Origin of the sequence: Thalassobacillus hwangdonensis (assembly GCF_042675915.1) — a bacterium.
Taxonomy (GTDB): domain Bacteria; phylum Bacillota; class Bacilli; order Bacillales; family Halobacillaceae; genus Thalassobacillus_A; species Thalassobacillus_A hwangdonensis.
Genome location: NZ_JBHTKL010000008.1, coordinates 15,671 through 36,653, shown reverse-complemented (window position 1 = coordinate 36,653; position 20,983 = coordinate 15,671). Strand labels below are relative to the sequence as shown.

The following is a 20,983-nucleotide window of genomic DNA, read 5'->3' as shown; positions in this document are numbered from 1 at the left end:
TCCCTTCCTCTATTATTTGCTAGCCTTGATTGCACTCGTGACTTTAACGTAGGATTTTTTAGCTCCTGGTACGTTACCTTTGATCAATAGCAAGTTACGCTCGGCGTCAACTTTTACTACTTCAAGGTTTTGTAGAGTAACTGTTTCGCTACCCATTTGCCCAGGAAGGCCTTTACCTTTGAATACTTTTGCCGGGTCCGCACCTTGCCCCATAGAACCGGGACCACGGTGGTAGCGGGAACCATGTGCCATTGGAGCGATTTTTTGGTTGTGACGCTTGACCGCACCTTGGAAACCTTTACCTTTGGATTGTCCTGTCACATCGATTACGTCTCCAGCTTCAAAAATATCCACCTTAACTTCTTGACCTACTTCGTAGTCATCAAGACTTGCATTACGGATTTCACGAACGTAGCGCTTAGGTGTGGTGTTTGCTTTATCAGCATGTCCAGTCCCAGCCTTGTTCGTACGGTTTTTCTTCTGATCTGCAAAGCCCAATTGAATGGATTCATATCCATCGTTTTCCATAGTCTTCTTTTGAAGAACTACGTTTGGTTCAGCTTGAACTACTGTTACCGGGATCAACTCGCCATCTTCAGAGAAGATTTGAGTCATGCCGACTTTGCGTCCTAAGATTCCTTTCGCCATCCGTTACACCTCCTATGATTTAAAAAAGTTTTATAGTTTAATTTCGATATCCACACCAGATGGTAGGTCCAAACGCATTAGAGAATCTACTGTTTGTGGTGTCGGATTAATGATGTCGATTAGACGTTTATGCGTGCGCATCTCGAATTGCTCACGAGAATCTTTGTACTTGTGCACCGCACGTAGAATTGTGTAGATAGACTTTTCAGTCGGAAGCGGGATCGGACCTGATACGTTAGCTCCTGAACGCTTCGCAGTGTCTACGATTTTCACAGCGGATTGATCCAAAATACGGTGATCATACGCCTTCAAACGAATACGAATCTTTTCTTTTGCCATTATTTTCCCTCCTTTTCGCCCATTTCAAAAATAGACTTTCTCCGCGAAAATTCCTTGACCCACTAGCCATGGCAAAGGGGCCGGGTGTGTCAACAACCTTTCGCATCATCGCCTTTTATGACCAACATTACTTATTATATAGAAGAATGTTGGCGAATGCAAGCATAAAATCAAATGAATTTATGACGTCGCACATCAAGTAATTATACTAAGGATCGACGATGATTTCAACCCCTGTTCCACTTACAGCCGTATGGGTTCAACAGGAATTCAGCACATAAGAAAAACCCTGCGTGAACAGGGTTGATTTATTGTATTTATCAGTTGCTTGTCGTAGCTGCAACTGCTCCAGCTGTAATGACAACCATCATCGTTTCAGTGTCTTTAATAATCTGATAGACAGACTGTGCGATAACATCCGATTTACGTATTTCCTTCAAACGTTTTTTCATATCTTTATATTCTTGAGGGAAAAGATGGCGATCCAGTTTTGTCACTTCGATTAACGATGCCAACGAGAACAGACGATTCGATGGCTCTCCTTCATACGACATGATTTCTTCCTTGATTGTTTTCACCAGCAGCTGTTTTCGTTCAGGTTCTGCAAGATGATAGTTCTTCGTAGTAAATAACAAGAGCACTTTTTCTTCTTGTATCGAAATCAGCTGCTTTGCAGACAATGCTTCGATCGCACTTGTCACACTAGCTTCACCAGCCAGTTTTTTCAATACGGATTTCACGGGCTTCCCGTCCATCTTTTCCAATACAAAAAAGCGTTCATGAAATGGGTTATCCTGCAGCTTTTCCGTAATGTACATTTTCTTATTCTCAATCGTCACTAATCCATCAAATAGTGCATCCATCAAAACTGCACCTGCTATTGCCTGGTTTAGGATACTTTGCGAAACACTCAGCTTATTTTTCCGATCATCAATGGAAAGGTACACTAGTTCTTCATGCAATAACATGATTCATCCCCCTTTTATCATGTTATACGAATCGATTGCTCTATGCGTTTCATATATATAGAAGAAACTCATCTAAGTTATGTATTCAGGCATAGAAAAAAGGCAGCGATCAAATCGCTGCCTTTACTTGAATATTTAAGGCTTACTTAGTGATTGAAGCTACAACACCAGCGCCTACAGTACGTCCACCTTCACGGATGGAGAACTTAGTACCGTCTTCGATCGCGATTGGAGAGATAAGCTTAACAGTCATCTCTACGTTATCTCCAGGCATAACCATTTCTACGCCTTGTGGAAGTTCGATAACGCCAGTCACGTCAGTTGTACGGAAGTAGAACTGTGGACGGTAGTTAGAGAAGAATGGAGTGTGACGTCCACCTTCTTCTTTAGATAGAACGTAAACTTCTGCTTGGAACTCAGTGTGTGGAGTGATCGTACCAGGCTTAGCAAGTACTTGTCCACGGCTGATATCTTCACGGCTCACACCACGAAGAAGCGCTCCGATGTTGTCTCCAGCTTCTGCATAGTCAAGAAGCTTACGGAACATTTCAACACCAGTTACAGTTGTTTTCTTAGGCGCTTCAGAAAGACCGATGATTTCGATTTCGTCACCGACTTTAACTTCTCCACGCTCAACACGACCTGTAGCAACAGTACCACGACCAGTGATAGAGAATACGTCCTCTACTGGCATCATGAATGGCTTGTCAGTGTCACGTTCTGGAGTTGGGATGTACTCATCAACTGCATCCATAAGTTCGAAGATTTTAGCTTCATAGCTTTCGTCACCTTCAAGAGCTTTAAGTGCAGAACCAGCTACTACTGGTACATCGTCACCAGGGAAGTCATATTCAGATAGTAGATCGCGAACTTCCATTTCAACTAGCTCAAGAAGCTCTTCGTCGTCTACCATGTCAACTTTGTTAAGGAATACTACTACTGCAGGTACACCAACCTGACGAGAAAGTAGGATGTGCTCACGAGTTTGTGGCATTGGACCATCAGCAGCAGATACTACTAGGATAGCTCCGTCCATTTGTGCAGCACCAGTGATCATGTTCTTAACGTAGTCAGCGTGACCTGGGCAGTCAACGTGTGCATAGTGACGAGTGTCAGTTTCGTACTCAACGTGTGCAGTGGAGATTGTGATTCCACGCTCTTTTTCTTCTGGAGCACCGTCGATCATGTCATATGCCATTGCAGTACCAGAACCAGATTTCTTGTGAAGTACAGTTGTGATTGCTGCAGTCAAAGTAGTTTTACCATGGTCAACGTGGCCAATTGTACCGATGTTGACGTGGGATTTGGAGCGGTCGAATTTTTCTTTACCCATTTATAGTTCCTCCTTTAAATAAATAACAATTTTTGTTTGAATAAATAAATTTATATGAAGCCCGGAAGCAGTCAAAACTGCTTCCACGCTCACAATTCAAGTTATACCTGAACTTTAGCAAAAAATCAATTATTCACCAGCATTTTTCTTGATGATCTCTTCAGAAATACTCTTAGGTACTTCTTCATAGTGATCAAAATGCATCGTGTAAGTTCCGCGACCTTGAGTGTTGGAACGCAACGCTGTTGCATAACCGAACATTTCAGAAAGTGGAACGAACGCTTTAACCACTTGAGCTGTTCCACGAGCTTCCATACCTTCTACACGTCCACGACGGGAAGTTACGTCACCCATGATGTCTCCCATGTATTCTTCCGGAATGACTACTTCAACTTTCATCATTGGCTCAAGAAGAACTGGGCTACATTTACCTTTGGCAGCTTTAAGCGCCATAGATGCAGCTACTTTAAATGCCATCTCGTTAGAGTCGACATCGTGGTAAGAACCATCATAAAGAGTAGCTTTGATGTCTACCATAGGGTAGCCAGCCAATACACCATTCTCTAGAGATTCTCTGATTCCCTGCTCGACAGATGGAATATATTCACGAGGAACAACACCACCGACGATTTTGTTTACGAATTCGAAGCCAGCGCCTTCTTCGTTTGGCTCGAATTTAACCCAAACGTGACCGTATTGTCCACGACCACCAGACTGACGTACGAATTTACCTTCAACTTCCGCACTTGCACGGAACGTTTCACGGTAAGCTACCTGTGGAGCGCCAATGTTGGCATCCACTTTGAACTCACGGCGTAGACGGTCAACGATGATATCAAGGTGAAGCTCACCCATACCAGCGATGATTGTCTGACCAGTTTCAACGTTTGTTTCCGTTTGGAAAGTCGGGTCTTCTTCAGCCAGTTTACCAAGCGCGATACCCATCTTATCCTGGTCCGCTTTGGATTTAGGTTCGATCGCTACAGAGATTACCGGATCAGGGAATTCCATAGATTCTAGGATTACAAGGTTTTTCTCGTCACACAATGTGTCACCAGTTCCTGTATCTTTAAGACCTACAGCACCCGCAATGTCACCAGCATATACAGTAGAGATCTCTTCACGAGAGTTCGCGTGCATCTGCAGGATACGACCTACACGTTCACGCTTATCTTTCGTTGCATTCTTAACATATGAACCGGAGTTAAGAGTTCCGGAGTACACACGGAAGAAAGTCAATTTACCCACGAATGGGTCTGTAGCAACTTTAAATGCCAATGCTGAGAATGGCGCATTATCGTCTGCTTTACGAGTGACTTGCTCTTCCGTCTGTGGCACATGACCTTCAATCGCAGGTACATCTAATGGAGATGGAAGGTAATCGATAACTCCATCAATCAATAGTTGAACACCTTTGTTCTTGAAGGCAGATCCACAGAATACTGGGTAGAATTCAACACTTAGAGTTGCAGTACGGATAGCCGCTTTCAACTCATCGTTAGTGATTTCTTCCCCTTCTAGGAATTTCATCATCAAGTCTTCATCATGATCAGCTACCGCTTCGATAAGTTTCGAGCGGTATTCTTCTGCTTGATCCTTGTACTCGTCAGGGATTGGACGTGCTTCAGCACGAGTCCCTAAGTCATCAAGGTAGTAGAATGCTTCCATCGTGATAAGGTCGATGATACCTTCAAAGTCGTCTTCAGCACCGATTGGCAGTTGAACTGCCGCAGCATTTGCTCCTAGACGGTCACTAAGTGTACCTAAGGAGTAGATGAAATCAGCACCGATTTTATCCATTTTGTTGACAAATACGATACGTGGAACACCGTATGTCGTAGCCTGACGCCAAACAGTTTCTGTTTGTGGTTCAACACCAGATTGTGCGTCCAATACAGCTACCGCACCATCAAGTACACGCAAGGAACGCTCAACTTCAACAGTGAAGTCTACGTGTCCAGGTGTATCAATGATGTTGATACGGTGGTCTTTCCACTGAGCAGTAGTCGCAGCGGAAGTGATTGTAATTCCGCGTTCTTGCTCCTGCTCCATCCAGTCCATCTGGGAAGCTCCTTCGTGAGTTTCACCAATTTTGTGGATACGTCCTGTATAGAAAAGAATACGCTCGGTAGCGGTAGTTTTACCGGCATCGATGTGAGCCATGATCCCGATATTACGAGTCTTTTCCAAGGAGAACTCTCTAGCCATGGAATCTTTCTCCTTTCTGAATGTAAAGTTTTTAGTTTAGTTGGTTGATTACCAGCGATAGTGAGCGAATGCTTTGTTCGCTTCAGCCATCTTGTGCATGTCTTCACGCTTCTTAACAGCTGCACCTGTGTTGTTGGCAGCATCAAGAATTTCGTTAGCAAGGCGCTCTTCCATTGTCTTTTCACCGCGAAGGCGGGAATAGTTCACAATGAAACGAAGGCCTAGAGCTTGACGACGCTCAGGGCGTACCTCCATTGGTACTTGGTAGTTGGAACCACCGACACGACGAGCTTTAACCTCTAATACTGGCATTACGTTCTTCATCGCTTGTTCGAAAGTTTCCATCGCATCGTTACCGCTGCGTTCTTGAACAAGGTCAAAAGCTTTATAAAGAATCTTTTGTGCTTTTCCGCGCTGTCCGTCAACCATGATTTGGTTGATCAAGCGAGTTACAAGCTTCGATTTGTACATCGGATCTGGCAATACATCACGTTTAGCTACTGGTCCTTTACGTGGCATATGTCATCCTCCTTTCCTGTGTGTGTTCAAAATTGGTTTTCAAATCATTATTTCTTAGGGCGTTTCGTACCGTATTTAGAACGGCCTTGAGCACGACCTTCAACACCTGCTGTATCAAGTGCACCACGAACGATGTGATAACGCACACCTGGTAAGTCTTTTACACGTCCACCACGGATAAGAACAACACTGTGCTCTTGTAGGTTGTGGCCGATACCAGGGATGTATGCAGTAACCTCGATCTGGTTAGTCAAACGCACACGCGCATATTTACGCAATGCGGAGTTCGGCTTCTTAGGAGTCATTGTACCGACACGAGTACATACACCACGTTTTTGTGGAGAAGACTGGTCAGTCAAGCTCTTCTTGAAGCTGTTGTATCCTTTATTCAAAGCAGGAGAGTCAGATTTCTTCCCCTTGCTTACGCGTCCTTTACGTACCAATTGGTTAATAGTTGGCATGTTAGATATCCTCCCTTCAATACTGTTTTTAATACCACACATCCAGGTGGTTCATAAAAAGGCAAAAAACAAAGTCTTCGCGAATGACCGCCAAAACTTTATTGCTTTATCGCCACTGTAGCTGCGCCGACATCAATGCCGCATGCCTTCCCCAGCTTTTTCATGGAGTCGACTCTGTGACACGGAACCTTCAGTTCCTCTGCCATACGCATCACTTTCTCTGTTATATGCTGATCAGCATCACCAGCAACAAAGACCTCTTCCACTTCACCATTTTTCATGGCCTTCAGTGTCTGTTTGGTTCCAATAACGATATTAGAATTAGCCTGTGCTACTTTTTCATAAGACATCTATGCGTATCCTCCAAAGTAACAAGGATAAATGGAAGCACCTTGATTATATTATCACTCAGCAATATTCATGTCAACTGAATTTTGCAGTGAATTTTTCAGGTGCCTCCATATGCATTTATCCATTGTCAAAACTTTGTTTTTTATATTATTGTGTGACTTCTTCTACAGCTTCTGTCGTCTGCTGCTCTTCTTTTTCTGCCTGGATCTTACGGTAGCGGTTCATACCAGTTCCAGCTGGAACAAGCTTACCGATGATGACATTCTCTTTCAAGCCGAGAAGTTCATCGCGCTTACCTTTGATCGCAGCATCCGTCAAGACACGAGTCGTCTCCTGGAAGGATGCGGCTGACAAGAAGGAGTCAGTTTCAAGAGATGCTTTCGTAATACCGAGTAGGACCGGACGTCCAACTGCCGGCTGCCCACCTTCAAGCAATGCTTTTTTGTTTGCATCACGGAACTGGTGGATTTCAAGCAGTGAACCTGGCAATACTTCTGTATCTCCAGAATCCAGCACACGGATCTTACGAAGCATCTGACGAACCATGACCTCGACGTGCTTGTCGCCGATTTCTACCCCTTGCATTCGGTAAACTTTCTGTACCTCTTTCAAGAGATATTCCTGGACTCCGTCAAGACCGCTGATCGTCAATAGTTCTTTCGGATCTACAGAACCCTCTGTCAGTTCCTGACCAGCAACGACTTCGTCACCGACAGCAACTTTCATACGAGCACCATAAGGCGCTGTGTAGGAACGGGATTCCACTTCACCTTGAACGACGATTTCAAGTTTTTCTTTCACTTCATTCACGTCATGCACAGTACCTTTGATTTCTGAAATGACAGCACGACCTTTCGGGTTACGCGCTTCAAACAGCTCTTGGATACGTGGAAGACCTTGCGTGATATCGTCTCCGGCAACTCCACCTGTGTGGAATGTACGCATCGTCAACTGTGTACCAGGTTCACCGATGGACTGTGCTGCGATGATTCCGACAGCTTCTCCAACTTCAACCTCATCACCAGTTGCCAAGTTACGGCCGTAACATTTCTTACATACGCCGTGCTTGGTGTTACATGTAAATGCGGAACGAATCACAACTTGCTCGATTCCTGCATCAACGATTCGTTTAGCAGCATCTTCTGTAATGACTTCATCTCTCACAGCCAATAGCTCATCCGACTCAGGGTGGCGTATTGTCTGGAAGGACGTACGACCAATCAAACGATCGATCAATGGTTCGATTAGTTCAGTACCTTCTGTCAGGGACGCTACAGGAAGACCACGATCTGTACCACAGTCATCATCACGGACGATGACATCTTGCGCAACGTCAACTAGACGACGAGTAAGGTAACCGGAATCGGCAGTTTTCAGTGCTGTATCGGCAAGACCTTTACGCGCACCGTGTGTAGAGATAAAGTATTCCAATACTGTCAGACCTTCACGGAAGCTTGATTTGATCGGCAACTCAATGATTCGACCAGCCGGGTTGGCCATCAAACCACGCATACCAGCAAGCTGTGTGAAGTTCGACGCGTTACCACGTGCACCGGAATCACTCATCATGAAGATCGGGTTACGTGTATTAAGGGAACGCATCAAGCGTTCCTGGATATCGTCTTTCGCCTTCGACCAGATATCGATGACACGATCATAACGCTCTTCGTCCGTAATCAGTCCACGACGGAACTGTTTAAGGACTTTATCTACTTTCGTTTGTGCTTCTTCAAGAATTTCCTGCTTCTCAGGAAGTACGACAACGTCAGATACACCGACCGTAATACCTGCTTTCGTTGAATATGCGAAACCAAGGTCTTTCATGCGGTCAAGCATTTTGGACGTTTCACTGATTGAGAAGTGCTTGAACACTTGAGCGATGATGTCCCCAAGAATCCCTTTCTTGAACGGAAGAACTTCTTCTCGTTCCGGAATCTCCTCACGGATGTTCGTACCTTTTTCAACAAAGTACTTCTCTGGAGTTTTCACTTCCAGGTTCTCCTGTGTAGGTTCATTCATATAAGGGAATGAAGCTGGGAGCATTTCATTGAAAATCAATTTACCTACTGTTGTCAGTAACAGCTGGCTGTTTTGTTCTTCAGTGAATGTCTGGTTGTTCAAAGCACCCGCATAGACTGCAACACGTGTATGCAAGTGTACATATCCGTTCTGGTAAGCGATCAGGGCTTCGTTCAAGTCTTTGAAGACCATTCCTTCCCCTACTGCTCCCGGACGTTCCATTGTCAGGTAATAGTTACCCAACACCATATCCTGGGATGGTGTAACGACAGGTTTTCCATCCTTAGGGTTAAGGATGTTCTGCGCTGCCAGCATCAGGATACGTGCTTCTGCTTGTGCTTCTGCAGATAATGGAACGTGTACCGCCATTTGGTCACCGTCAAAGTCGGCGTTGTATGCCGTACATACGAGCGGGTGAAGACGGATCGCGCGACCTTCGACCAATGTAGGTTCGAACGCCTGGATTCCGAGACGGTGCAACGTTGGTGCACGGTTCAATAGAACTGGATGTTCTTTGATGACATCTTCTAATACATCCCAAACTTCTGGGTGGATGCGTTCAATTTTACGTTTTGCAGACTTGATGTTGTGAGCAAGGCCACGTTCAACAAGTTCTTTCATTACAAATGGCTTGAACAGTTCAAGTGCCATTTCTTTAGGAAGACCACATTGGTACATCTTCAGGTTCGGACCTACGACGATAACAGAACGACCGGAATAGTCGACACGTTTACCGAGCAGGTTCTGACGGAAACGTCCTTGCTTCCCTTTCAGCATGTGAGAAAGAGATTTCAATGGACGGTTACCTGGTCCTGTGACAGGACGACCACGACGGCCGTTGTCAATCAATGCGTCTACAGCTTCCTGAAGCATACGTTTTTCGTTTTGAACGATGATGCTAGGTGCACCAAGGTCCAATAGACGCTTCAGACGGTTGTTACGGTTGATGACACGACGGTAAAGGTCGTTCAGGTCAGATGTCGCGAAACGTCCACCATCCAGCTGAACCATCGGACGAAGTTCAGGTGGAATGACAGGTAGTACGTCAAGAATCATCCATGATGGATCGTTACCTGAATTACGGAATGCTTCCAACACTTCAAGACGCTTGATCGCACGAGTACGACGCTGGCCTTGAGCAGTCTTCAGCTCTTCTTTCAATGCATCGACTTCTTTATCAAGGTCGATATCCATCAATAGTCTGCGAATTGCTTCTGCACCCATTTGGGCACCGAAGTTCATTCCATACTTTTCACGGTATGCACGGTATTCTTTTTCCGAAAGCAACTGCTTCTTATCAAGTGCAGTTTCGCCAGGGTCTGTCACGATGTATGCTGCGAAGTAGATGACTTCTTCCAGCGCTCTTGGCGACATATCAAGCACTAGACCCATACGGCTCGGAATACCTTTGAAATACCAGATGTGAGAGACAGGGGCAGCAAGTTCAAGGTGCCCCATACGCTCACGACGGACTTTCGCTTTCGTTACTTCTACACCACAGCGGTCACAAACGACGCCTTTGTAACGTACACGCTTGTATTTACCACAGTGACACTCCCAGTCCTTCGTAGGACCGAAGATACGTTCACAGAAAAGACCATCTTTCTCTGGTTTCAACGTGCGGTAGTTGATTGTTTCTGGTTTCTTCACTTCACCGAAAGACCAGGAACGAATCTTATCGGGTGAAGCAAGACCTATTTTCATATACTCAAAGTTATTAACATCTAGCAAGGGGCCTACCTCCCTTTTAGTATCCAGGTTTCCCTAAGCTTAGAACAAGATCAGCGACTGTTGTACCGAAGATCAATTGTCAGCAGGGTCGAGATTCAGGTTTTCTGAAGCTTGTGTTTCTTCTTCTTCAATGTCTCGCAAATCAATTTCCGTCTCATCACCTGACAGGATTTTCACGTCCATACCCAAGCTTTGAAGCTCTTTGATCAATACTTTGAATGATTCAGGTACGCCAGGTTCTGGTACATTTTCACCTTTGACAATCGCTTCATACGTTTTCACACGACCAACAACGTCATCGGACTTGACAGTAAGGATTTCCTGAAGCGTGTATGCAGCTCCGTATGCTTCAAGTGCCCATACCTCCATCTCACCGAAACGCTGTCCACCAAACTGCGCTTTACCACCCAATGGCTGTTGAGTAACCAAGGAGTAAGGTCCGGTAGAACGCGCGTGGAGCTTATCGTCTACCATGTGTGCAAGTTTGATCATATACATGACACCGACTGAAATGCGGTTGTCGAACGGCTCGCCTGTGCGACCATCATAAAGGATCGTCTTCGCATCTCTAGGCATGCCGGCTTCTTCAAGTGTTTCCCAAACATCTTCTTCACGTGCTCCATCGAATACAGGTGAAGCGACCTTGATACCAAGCTGTCTTGCAGCCATTCCAAGGTGAAGCTCAAGCACCTGTCCGATGTTCATACGGGAAGGTACACCCAATGGGTTCAACATGATGTCGACCGGAGTTCCGTCTGGAAGATACGGCATATCTTCTTCTGGAAGAATCTTCGAGATAACACCTTTGTTACCGTGACGACCCGCCATCTTATCCCCTTCAGAAATCTTACGCTTCTGAACGATATATACACGGACAAGCTGGTTTACACCAGGAGGAAGCTCGTCACCATCTTCACGATTGAAGATCTTGACGTCAAGTACGATTCCACCTGCGCCGTGTGGTACACGTAGGGAAGTATCACGTACTTCACGGGCTTTTTCACCGAAGATCGCATGCAATAGGCGCTCTTCTGCAGAAAGCTCCGTTACTCCTTTTGGTGTTACTTTACCTACAAGAAGATCTCCGTCGCTGACTTCAGCTCCGACACGGATGATTCCACGGCTGTCGAGATCTTTAAGCGCTTCTTCGCCGACGTTAGGAATATCACGAGTGATCTCTTCAGGTCCTAATTTCGTATCACGAGCTTCTGATTCATACTCTTCAATATGAACAGATGTATAAACATCATCTTTTACAAGACGTTCACTCATGATGACGGCATCCTCATAGTTGTAACCATCCCAAGTCATGAATGCGACAAGAGGGTTTTGTCCAAGTGCCAGTTCACCCATATCCATGGATGGACCATCAGCAAGGATCTCACCTTTGGTTACACGATCGCCTTTAGCGACGATTGGACGCTGGTTATAACAAGTTCCCTGGTTGGAACGAATGAATTTCTGTAAACGGTAGCGATCAAGATCGCCTTCCACTTCTTTGCCATTCACTTCAGTTATGCGGCGGACGAGGACTTCTTTCGCTTCCACGCGTTCCACAATACCTTCGTGACGACAGATTACTGCAGCTCCGGAGTCCTTACCAGATACGTATTCCATACCTGTTCCGACAATTGGAGCTTGAGGATTCAACAATGGAACTGCCTGACGTTGCATGTTCGCACCCATCAATGAACGGTTGGAGTCATCATTTTCAAGGAACGGGATACATGCTGTCGCAGCAGATACGACCTGCTTAGGTGAGACGTCCATGTAATCAAGACGATCGCGGCTTACCACTGTGTTTTCCCCACGGAAACGAGCGATTACTTCATCATCGATGAAGGCACCGTCTTCACCAAGCTTTGCGTTCGCCTGAGCGACTACATAGTTATCTTCTTCGTCGGCAGTCAGGTAATCGATCTGTGCGGTTACCTTACCTGTCTCAGGGTCGACACGTCGATACGGAGTTTCGATGAATCCGAACTCATTGACTCTCGCATAAGAAGACAAGGAGTTGATCAGACCGATGTTCGGACCCTCCGGCGTTTCGATCGGACACATACGACCGTAGTGGGAGTAGTGTACGTCACGAACTTCGAATCCTGCACGTTCACGAGTCAGACCACCTGGTCCAAGGGCAGATAGTCTACGTTTGTGCGTAAGCTCTGCCAACGGGTTGGTCTGGTCCATGAACTGAGAAAGCTGAGAGCTTCCGAAGAACTCTTTGATCGATGCGATAACGGGACGGATGTTGATCAACTGCTGCGGCGTGATAGCAGATGTGTCCTGGATGGACATACGCTCACGAACGACACGTTCCATACGGGAAAGACCGATACGGAACTGGTTCTGCAACAATTCACCAACGGAACGCAGACGACGGTTACCAAGGTGGTCGATGTCATCTGTATCTCCGACCTGGTGCAACAGGTTGAAGAAATAGCTGATTGCAGACAGGATATCTCCAGGGGTGATGTTCTTCACAGAACGATCTACATTGGCATTACCAATGACGTTGATAGAACGTTCCCCTTCCGGATCTGTCGGATCTACGATCTTGATGGATTGAACCTTGATTGGCTCTTCCAATACACCATCATGCGGTTCCAGCATTTGATCACCTGTGTTATCTTCTTCACCCTCAAGGTGTGGAAGGAGACGATTCAACAGGCGGCGGTCGATCTTATCGCCTTTATCTGCTAATACTTCTCCAGTCTCTTCATCTACCAGTGTCTCAGCAAGAGTCTGGTTGAATAGACGGTTTTTAATATGAAGCTTTTTGTTGATTTTATAACGACCTACACGTGCAAGGTCATAACGCTTAGGATCGAAGAAACGGGAAACAAGTAAGCTTTTCGCGTTTTCAACTGTTGGCGGCTCTCCAGGACGAAGACGCTCATAAATCTCAAGCAACGCTTTCTCACTGTTTTCTGTGTTGTCTTTCTCCAGCGTGTTTTTCAAATATTCATTATCTCCGATAAGATCGATGATTTCCTGATCCGTACCGAAGCCTAGTGCACGCAAAAGAACCGTAATAGGTAGTTTTCGAGTTCGATCGATACGGACATGTACGACATCTTTCGCATCTGTTTCAAACTCCAACCATGCTCCACGGTTAGGTATGACGGTAGCTGTGTGTCCACGCTTCCCGTTCTTATCTATTTTTTTACTGAAATAGACACTCGGTGAGCGGACAAGCTGTGATACGATGACGCGCTCTGCACCATTGATGACAAAGGTACCTGTGTCTGTCATAAGTGGGAAGTCACCCATGAATACTTCCTGCTCTTTCACTTCTCCAGTTTCGTTGTTCAACAAACGAACTTTCACGCGAAGAGGAGCGTTATAGGTTACATCCCTATCCTTGGATTCGTCGACCGGATATTTAGGTTCACCTAAAGTGTAATCTACGAATTCAAGCGATAGATTACCGGTAAAATCCTCGATCGGAGAAATGTCCTGAAACATTTCTTTCAGTCCTTCTTCCAAGAACCATTGATAGGAAGCAGTCTGAATCTCAATCAAGTTAGGCAATTCCAATACTTCACTGATACGTGCATAACTTCTACGTTGGCGGTGTCGTCCATACTGAACTAGTTGACCTGTCAACAGATTCACCCCTTAAAACAAGCATTTTAATAACGAAAAAAGGGTCCGGCAAAGACATGCCGAACAAGCTTGAGGAAGAACCCTTCCAACCACAAGCTATTATATAATGGCATTCGTAATAGATAGATTTACGAATGGGATTTCAAATGATCAAACCTTCATTTCTCTCTAACGTTAGACAAAAAAGAAAAGGGTTTTTATAAAGCCCGGTCTGCATCTTGGCGTTCGATTTTACCATTGTCGCCCCCGAAACAAAGATTTATACATTTTTTGCAAAAATCACTTGACATAGGAACGCACATATTGGCATTTTTCAATAATAGCACAATCCCCAGATCGAGTCAAACCTTTTCAGATTTGAGAATAAAGTACCCTTTTTGTTTCACGATCACTTCAGTGTCTCCAAATAATTCCTCGAGTTTCTTTTTAGCAGAGGGCGCACCTTGCTTCTTCTGGATGACCACCCACAGTTCGCCACCAGGAAGAAGAGCTTCGTACGCTTCTTCGAACATGGCATGGACTACCTCTTTACCAGCTCGAATTGGAGGGTTGGTTAAGATGGAGGAAAATGAACGATCTTTAATTCCCTGAAACCGATCGCTTTCCAGGATCGTTACATTAGCAATATCATTCTGCGCGGCATTTTTTTCGGAAAGTGCAAGCGCTCGCTCATTCACATCGACCATGACTACTTCCCGCTCCGGAAAAGATGCTGCCAACGCCATCCCTACTGGACCATATCCACAACCTAAGTCGAGAAAGTCACCAGTTATATCAGGCGGTTGGAACGTTTCGATCATCAGTCTTGATCCAAAATCGACTTCTCTTTTCGAGAAAACGGCGTGGTCTGTAGTAAAGGTGAACGTACGTCCTCTTAACGTAAACGTCCATGTACGCTCATCACTCGTTACTTTCGTCTTTTTCGAATAATAATGTTCAGTCATTTTCTACACACCTGCTTACAAGTAATAATGACTTTCACTATCCATTAGAAAATCCCAGCTTGTCGCCAAGTACTTATGGCGAAAGCCTTGGTATTTTCTTATACTTTAATCCATTAACAAAGTTAACCTTAATTAAAGTGTAAGAAAAATAAAGCCCGCCGATGAACAGCGAGCTTTATCTTACATACAATTACTTAACTTCTACAGAAGCTCCAGCTTCTTCAAGTTTAGCTTTCATTTCTTCAGCTTCGTCTTTAGAAACGCCTTCTTTGATAGCGCCAGGAGCGTTATCTACAAGATCTTTAGCGTCTTTAAGTCCAAGACCAGTGATTTCGCGTACTGCTTTAACAACTTTGATCTTAGAGCTTCCAGCACTTTCAAGTACTACGTCGAATTCAGTTTGCTCTTCAGCTGCTTCTCCACCAGCTGCTCCGCCGCCTACAGCTACTGGAGCTGCAGCAGTTACACCAAATTCTTCTTCAATTGCTTTTACTAGGTCGTTCAATTCAAGAACGGACATTTCCTTAATCGCTTCAATGATTTGTTCGTGACTCATGATTAAGTTCCTCCTTAGGTTTTTGTTTTAATTTTGTTAACCGAAAACGAAAACGCGATTATGCGCCTTGTTCTTCTTTCTGCTCTGCAACTGCTTTCGTAACGTAAGCGAAGTTGCGTACAGGTGCTTGAAGCACGCTGAGTAGCATAGATACAAGACCTTCGTAGTTTGGAAGATCTGCAAGTTCTTTGATCTGATCAAGAGTAGCAACTTTACCTTCGATCACTCCACCTTTGATTTCAAGAGCATCATGCTCTTTCGCAAAGTTGTTAAGGATCTTGGCAGGAGCTACAACATCTTCTTCACTGAATGCAATTGCAGTAGGGCCTACAAGCGTTTCATTCAACTCTGTAAGTTCTGCTTCTTCTGTCGCACGACGTGTCATTGTGTTCTTGTACACTTTGAACTCGATGCCAGCATCACGAAGCTGTTTACGCAAGTCAGTCACTTCTGCAACATCAAGACCGCGGTAATCTACAAGTACTGTAGATTTGCTGTTCTTGAGTTTATCAGCGATTTCAGATACGATCTGTTGTTTATGCTCGATAATTTTGCTCATCGTTCCACCTCCTATTGACTTTTCATCATACCGACAGGTGCTTGATTCATAAAAGGATCATGCAAAAGGAAAGCCCCCATGTAGACATGGAGGCTTGTTGGTATAGGACAGCCAAAGCGGGCGGCTATCCATATATTCACACACCTCGGCAGGAAATTAAGCGTAAAAACGCACCTGCGGTCTACGGTATAACGTATTCATTTTCACAACATTACTCATTATATTGAACTCTTATTAAAAAGTCAACAATGAATTTTATTTGCGGACGAAGCTTGATACATCAACTTTGATTCCAGGACCCATAGTAGAAGCAATAGCTGCATTCTTCATATAAGTTCCTTTAGAAGCCTGTGGCTTAGCTTTTACAAGAGCATCTGTGATTGCTTCAAAGTTTTCGATCAGCTTGTCGTTATCGAAAGAAATTTTTCCGATCGGCACGTGGATGTTAGCAGATTTGTCGACACGGTATTCAACTTTACCAGCTTTGATGTCCTGAATCGCTTTTTCCACTTCGAATGTAACTGTGCCGGTTTTCGGGTTAGGCATAAGACCTTTTGGTCCAAGCACACGGCCCAATTTACCAACTTCAGCCATCATGTCAGGTGTAGCAACGACAACATCAAACTCGAACCAACCTTGGTTGATTTTGTTGATCATGTCTGCGTCTCCTACGTAGTCCGCTCCAGCTGCTTCAGCTTCTTTCGCTTTTTCACCTTTCGCGAATACTAGGACGCGCTGCGTCTTACCAGTACCGTGAGGCAGAACCATCGCTCCACGGATTTGCTGATCCGCTTTCTTAGGATCTACTCCAAGACGGAATGCTGCTTCAACAGTTTCGTCGAAGTTCGCTTTTGCAGTTTCTTTAACCAATGCAACTGCTTCTTTTACTTCATATGATTTTGAACGATCAACAAGCTTTACAGCTTCTTGATACTTTTTGCTTTTGTTAGCCATTGTATTTCCTCCTCATTGTGGTTTTAACGGTTGTACCTCCCACGAATAAAGGTTGCGAAATGAAGGATCCCTCCATTGACGCAACCTTCTACTCCTCAGAGTGCCGCTGTGGGATTAGTCTTCGATAACAATACCCATGCTACGCGCTGTTCCTTCGACCATACGCATAGCCGCTTCAACGTCAGCAGCATTCAAGTCAGGCATTTTTGTTTCCGCAATTTCGCGTACTTTATCGCGATTGACAGTAGCGACTTTGTTGCGGTTAGGTTCGCCTGAACCACTCTCAATTCCAGCTGCTTTCTTTAGAAGAACGGCAGCAGGTGGAGTTTTCGTAACAAATGTAAATGAACGGTCTTCAAATACCGTAATTTCAACCGGAATAATCATACCAGCCTGATCTTGTGTACGAGCGTTGAACTCCTTACAGAAACCCATGATGTTGATACCTGCTTGACCAAGTGCTGGTCCTACTGGTGGTGCTGGGTTCGCTTTACCTGCAGGAATTTGTAGTTTTACAACTTTGATTACTTTTTTAGCCACGTGACACACCTCCTTAAAGTCCGTGATGTGGTAATAGGGTTTGCCCCTCCCACTCATTTTGCAATATGCTTAACATCCTCATTGATTTCGAGGCACATAAAGAACATAAAAATTCTAGCATCTTTGCAACAAGTTTGCAAGGGGATGGTTATAATTTTTTAATTTGAGAGAAATCAAGCTCTACTGGTGTTTCACGTCCGAACATGTTGACGTGTACCTTCACCTTCTGCTTGTCCAGGTCGATATGTTCGATCGTACCTGTGAAGTTGGCGAACGGACCATCCGTCACCGCTACACTCTCTTTCAATTCGAAGTCGATTTCTGTAACAGGCTCATTCATTCCCATGCGTTTCAAGACTGTATCTACTTCTTCAGGTAAGAGAGGGATTGGTTTTGAACCAGATCCAGTCGAGCCTACGAAACCAGTCACACCCGGAGTGTTCCGAACGACGTACCATGAATCGTCAGTCATGACCATCTCTGCCAGTACGTAGCCAGGGAATACTTTCTTTTTCGCTGTTTTCCGTTTGCCATCCTTGATTTCCGTTTCTTCATCTTCCGGCACAAGAACTCGGAAAATCTTGTCTTCCATTCCCATTGTTTCTACGCGCTTTTCTAAATTGGTCTTTACTTTATTTTCGTATCCAGAATAGGTGTGAACTACATACCATCTTTTTTCCATGCGTACAGGACAAGCGCCTTGCCCTTCCCTCCCTTATAAAAATATGATTTTGAAAAAATGCTTCCAACATGAAAAAACCCGTTAACCGGGTTTTTTCCACATAAGACATATAAACCATTATAGCATAAACTCTTCGTTATTATTCAAATAGTCGTAATCCAAGAGTGATGCCCTGATCCACAACAGTAAAGAAGATCGTGATAAATGCTACTGTGGCGAGAACCGTAATCGTGTAACGCGTCAATTCACGACCGTTCGGCCAGCTTACTTTCTGCATCTCACGAGTAACATTCTTCAAGAATTTAAACACGCTAGTACCCCCAAACTTGCGCCTATCGGCTTCTTTCTCTATTTTGTTTCGCGATGCAGCGTGTGAGTGCCGCATCTCTTGCAAAATTTACGTACTTCGAGTCGTTCGGATTGAGTTGTTGAGTTTTTATATGAACTGTAGTTTCGACTAGAACAAATCGAACAAGCTAAAATCACTTTTTTTCGCATCATTTCACCCCATTACGAGGTTTTTCACTTCCATAAATGTAGCACGCTTCCATAAGCCTGTCAATGACAGGTTATAATACGATTTCAGTCAGCTCCAGGTATTTCTCGAGCTTACGCTTCACCCGTTGCAGCGCATTATCAATCGACTTCACGTGGCGATCAAGCTCTTCAGAAATCTCCTGGTAGGATCTTCCGTCCAAATACAAGCTCAGCACTTGTTTTTCCAAATCGCTCAATAATTCTGAAATTTTTTCTTCCATGTCTCCGAACCGTTCTTTGTTGAGGATGAGTTCCTGGGGATCGATCGCTTTCGATCCGGCAATCACATCCAGCAGTGTTCGGTCTGATTCTTCATCATAGATTGGCTTATCTAAGGAAACGTAGGAGTTCAGTGGAATATGCTTCTGGCGGGTAGCGGTTTTGATGGCGGTGATGATTTGACGAGTGACACACAGTTCAGCGAAGGCTTTGAAGGAGGAGAGCTTGTCCTCTTTGTAATCACGTATCGCTTTGTAGAGCCCGATCATCCCTTCCTGGACAATATCTTCACGGTCTGCACCAATGAGAAAATACGTCCGTGCCTTTGCGCGAACGAAGTTCTTGTACTTATTGATGAGATAGTCCAAAGCCTGGACCTCTCCGGCGTTAATCCTCTCGACAATCATTTCATCTTCGAGTGTTTCCAACTGGATGTCTTTCTCGGTTTGTCCGATGCTCACTCAAGATTCCCCCCGACCGTACTAGCTTGTACACTAGAAATATTATACAGTAAATTTTCAAGTACCGTCAACATAGCTGGGGCGGTTATTTGTCTCCTCTGCGCCATTTTTCAAATAATTCTCTCATTTCTTGTTTCAGCGGAATTTTCGGTTGATAGGTCGTCTTGTTCTGGTCACTGACATCGCGCGCAATATCCCGTTCGATATTCTTCACTTCGATATAGAGCTCGCGGGCCGACTTCCGGAAAGCTCCCTGTCCGAAAATCGTCCGCTGCTCGGCATAGTCGGAAGTTGCTACATACACCTGGGTCCGCACATCATTCAATTCCCCGGCCAATCGCTCGATCCGTTCATCTGCGGTTTCGTTCTCTTTGGTGAAAATCACTTCCACGTTGTAATTCTTTTGCTTTTTGGCAAGTCCCCTCACATGGTAAGCATCGAAAACGATGATGATGCGGTCGCCAGTATAAGACTGGTATTCGGCCATCATTTCGATCAATGCATCTCGTGCTTGTCCAAGGTCAGAGGTTTTCATTTTTTTAAGTTCCGGCCATGCTCCAATCATGTTGTACCCATCGACAATCAATACGATCATGCGTCATTCCCCTACCGGATGTCGCTTACGGAAGACTTCATACATCAACAGCGATGCAGCGACGGAAGCATTCAGAGAAGTTACATTTCCAACCATCGGTAATTGAACGGTCCAGTCACACTTATCCCTGACTAATCGGCTCATTCCTTTTCCTTCACTGCCGATCACAAGCGCAAGTGGCATTGTGCCATCCAGCTGACGGAAATCTTCAGTCCCGGAAGCATCTGTCCCGACTACCCACACATGCCTGTCCTTCAGTTCATCAATCGTCTGAGACAGGTTAGTGACACGGGCGACCGGAATATATTCGATTGCTCCAGTAGACGTTTTGGCAACGGTAGCAGTCAGTCCGACCGCCCGACGCTTCGGAATGATGACACCATGAGCTCCGACAGCATCCGCCGTCCTGAGTACCGAACCAAGATTATGCGGGTCCTCCACCTCATCAAGAATGATGAAAAATGGTGCTTCTCCTCGTTCTTCCGCTTTCGCAAAAAGATCATCCAGATTGCTGTATTTATAAGCAGCCACCGCTGCCGCTACTCCCTGGTGGTTCCCGTCTACCAGCTGATCAATCTTTTTTCGTGGCACCTTTTGGACCAGTACGCCGCTCTGCTTCGCGGTTTGCTGGATTTTCTGGAATGCCTGATGCTGCAGCTGGTCAGAGACGAAGACTTTATTGATTGTCCTGCCAGACCTCAACGCTTCAAGTACCGGGTTCTTACCTATGATCCACTCTTCACTCATTTC

The 20,983-nt window shown here is 45.1% G+C and carries 21 protein-coding genes and 1 other annotated feature; all 21 genes read right to left on the bottom strand.

Going from position 1 to position 20,983, the window contains the following annotated elements; genetic code table 11:
• Positions 1-12 precede the first annotated feature (12 nt).
• The 21 genes from rplC to rlmB all read right to left on the bottom strand — a co-directional run bounded on the left by rplC (position 13) and on the right by rlmB (position 20,980).
• Positions 13-648: a 50S ribosomal protein L3 gene (gene rplC, locus ACFQ2J_RS18585; RefSeq protein ID WP_386064267.1), complete on the bottom strand. Its 636-nt coding sequence runs from the start codon at positions 646-648 to the stop codon at positions 13-15.
• Between the two features lie 30 nt (positions 649-678).
• On the bottom strand, positions 679-987 hold the full coding sequence (rpsJ, locus tag ACFQ2J_RS18580) for a 30S ribosomal protein S10 (protein WP_386064264.1): 309 nt from the start codon (positions 985-987) through the stop codon (positions 679-681).
• A gap of 320 nt (positions 988-1,307) precedes the next feature.
• Positions 1,308-1,955, bottom strand: coding sequence for a GOLPH3/VPS74 family protein (locus ACFQ2J_RS18575; protein WP_386064261.1), 648 nt, complete (start codon positions 1,953-1,955; stop codon positions 1,308-1,310).
• A 142-nt stretch (positions 1,956-2,097) separates the two neighbouring features.
• The gene (tuf, locus tag ACFQ2J_RS18570; RefSeq protein WP_386064258.1) at positions 2,098-3,288 is read right to left on the bottom strand and encodes an elongation factor Tu; all 1,191 of its coding nucleotides are present in this window, start codon (positions 3,286-3,288) and stop codon (positions 2,098-2,100) included.
• Between the two features lie 129 nt (positions 3,289-3,417).
• On the bottom strand, positions 3,418-5,496 hold the full coding sequence (gene fusA, locus ACFQ2J_RS18565; RefSeq protein WP_386064255.1) for an elongation factor G: 2,079 nt from the start codon (positions 5,494-5,496) through the stop codon (positions 3,418-3,420).
• A gap of 48 nt (positions 5,497-5,544) precedes the next feature.
• Positions 5,545-6,015: a 30S ribosomal protein S7 gene (rpsG, locus tag ACFQ2J_RS18560; RefSeq protein WP_386064252.1), complete on the bottom strand. Its 471-nt coding sequence runs from the start codon at positions 6,013-6,015 to the stop codon at positions 5,545-5,547.
• A gap of 47 nt (positions 6,016-6,062) precedes the next feature.
• Entirely contained in the window at positions 6,063-6,476 is a 414-nt protein-coding gene (gene rpsL / locus ACFQ2J_RS18555) for a 30S ribosomal protein S12 (protein WP_386064249.1), read from the bottom strand.
• Between the two features lie 98 nt (positions 6,477-6,574).
• On the bottom strand, positions 6,575-6,826 hold the full coding sequence (locus tag ACFQ2J_RS18550) for a 50S ribosomal protein L7ae-like protein (RefSeq protein ID WP_386064247.1): 252 nt from the start codon (positions 6,824-6,826) through the stop codon (positions 6,575-6,577).
• Positions 6,827-6,974: 148 nt separating this feature from the next.
• Entirely contained in the window at positions 6,975-10,577 is a 3,603-nt protein-coding gene (gene rpoC / locus ACFQ2J_RS18545) for a DNA-directed RNA polymerase subunit beta' (protein ID WP_386064244.1), read from the bottom strand.
• Positions 10,578-10,649: 72 nt separating this feature from the next.
• Positions 10,650-14,186 (bottom strand): DNA-directed RNA polymerase subunit beta, encoded by a 3,537-nt coding sequence (gene rpoB, locus ACFQ2J_RS18540; protein WP_386064242.1) that lies wholly within the window; start codon positions 14,184-14,186, stop codon positions 10,650-10,652.
• Between the two features lie 341 nt (positions 14,187-14,527).
• Complete coding sequence (locus tag ACFQ2J_RS18535; protein ID WP_386064239.1) at positions 14,528-15,130, bottom strand: class I SAM-dependent methyltransferase; 603 nt, start codon at positions 15,128-15,130, stop codon at positions 14,528-14,530.
• Between the two features lie 190 nt (positions 15,131-15,320).
• Positions 15,321-15,686 carry a 50S ribosomal protein L7/L12 gene (rplL, locus tag ACFQ2J_RS18530; RefSeq protein WP_386064236.1) on the bottom strand — a complete coding sequence of 122 codons (366 nt, stop codon included), beginning with the start codon at positions 15,684-15,686 and terminating at the stop codon, positions 15,321-15,323.
• Between the two features lie 58 nt (positions 15,687-15,744).
• On the bottom strand, positions 15,745-16,245 hold the full coding sequence (gene rplJ, locus ACFQ2J_RS18525; protein WP_386064233.1) for a 50S ribosomal protein L10: 501 nt from the start codon (positions 16,243-16,245) through the stop codon (positions 15,745-15,747).
• A 57-nt stretch (positions 16,246-16,302) separates the two neighbouring features.
• Positions 16,303-16,450, bottom strand: a sequence feature (ribosomal protein L10 leader region).
• A 50-nt stretch (positions 16,451-16,500) separates the two neighbouring features.
• Entirely contained in the window at positions 16,501-17,199 is a 699-nt protein-coding gene (rplA, locus tag ACFQ2J_RS18520; protein WP_386064230.1) for a 50S ribosomal protein L1, read from the bottom strand.
• Between the two features lie 114 nt (positions 17,200-17,313).
• Positions 17,314-17,739 (bottom strand): 50S ribosomal protein L11, encoded by a 426-nt coding sequence (gene rplK, locus ACFQ2J_RS18515; protein ID WP_386064228.1) that lies wholly within the window; start codon positions 17,737-17,739, stop codon positions 17,314-17,316.
• A gap of 148 nt (positions 17,740-17,887) precedes the next feature.
• The gene (nusG, locus tag ACFQ2J_RS18510) at positions 17,888-18,421 is read right to left on the bottom strand and encodes a transcription termination/antitermination protein NusG (protein ID WP_386064225.1); all 534 of its coding nucleotides are present in this window, start codon (positions 18,419-18,421) and stop codon (positions 17,888-17,890) included.
• A 139-nt stretch (positions 18,422-18,560) separates the two neighbouring features.
• The gene (secE, locus tag ACFQ2J_RS18505) at positions 18,561-18,731 is read right to left on the bottom strand and encodes a preprotein translocase subunit SecE (protein ID WP_386064222.1); all 171 of its coding nucleotides are present in this window, start codon (positions 18,729-18,731) and stop codon (positions 18,561-18,563) included.
• Positions 18,732-18,769: 38 nt separating this feature from the next.
• Positions 18,770-18,919: a 50S ribosomal protein L33 gene (gene rpmG / locus ACFQ2J_RS18500; RefSeq protein WP_386064219.1), complete on the bottom strand. Its 150-nt coding sequence runs from the start codon at positions 18,917-18,919 to the stop codon at positions 18,770-18,772.
• A 71-nt stretch (positions 18,920-18,990) separates the two neighbouring features.
• Positions 18,991-19,584: an RNA polymerase sporulation sigma factor SigH gene (gene sigH, locus ACFQ2J_RS18495; RefSeq protein ID WP_386064502.1), complete on the bottom strand. Its 594-nt coding sequence runs from the start codon at positions 19,582-19,584 to the stop codon at positions 18,991-18,993.
• A gap of 139 nt (positions 19,585-19,723) precedes the next feature.
• Positions 19,724-20,233 carry an NYN domain-containing protein gene (locus ACFQ2J_RS18490; protein ID WP_386064216.1) on the bottom strand — a complete coding sequence of 170 codons (510 nt, stop codon included), beginning with the start codon at positions 20,231-20,233 and terminating at the stop codon, positions 19,724-19,726.
• 3 nt (positions 20,234-20,236) lie between these two features.
• Positions 20,237-20,980 carry a 23S rRNA (guanosine(2251)-2'-O)-methyltransferase RlmB gene (rlmB, locus tag ACFQ2J_RS18485; protein ID WP_386064214.1) on the bottom strand — a complete coding sequence of 248 codons (744 nt, stop codon included), beginning with the start codon at positions 20,978-20,980 and terminating at the stop codon, positions 20,237-20,239.
• Between the last annotated feature and the right edge of the window lie 3 nt (positions 20,981-20,983).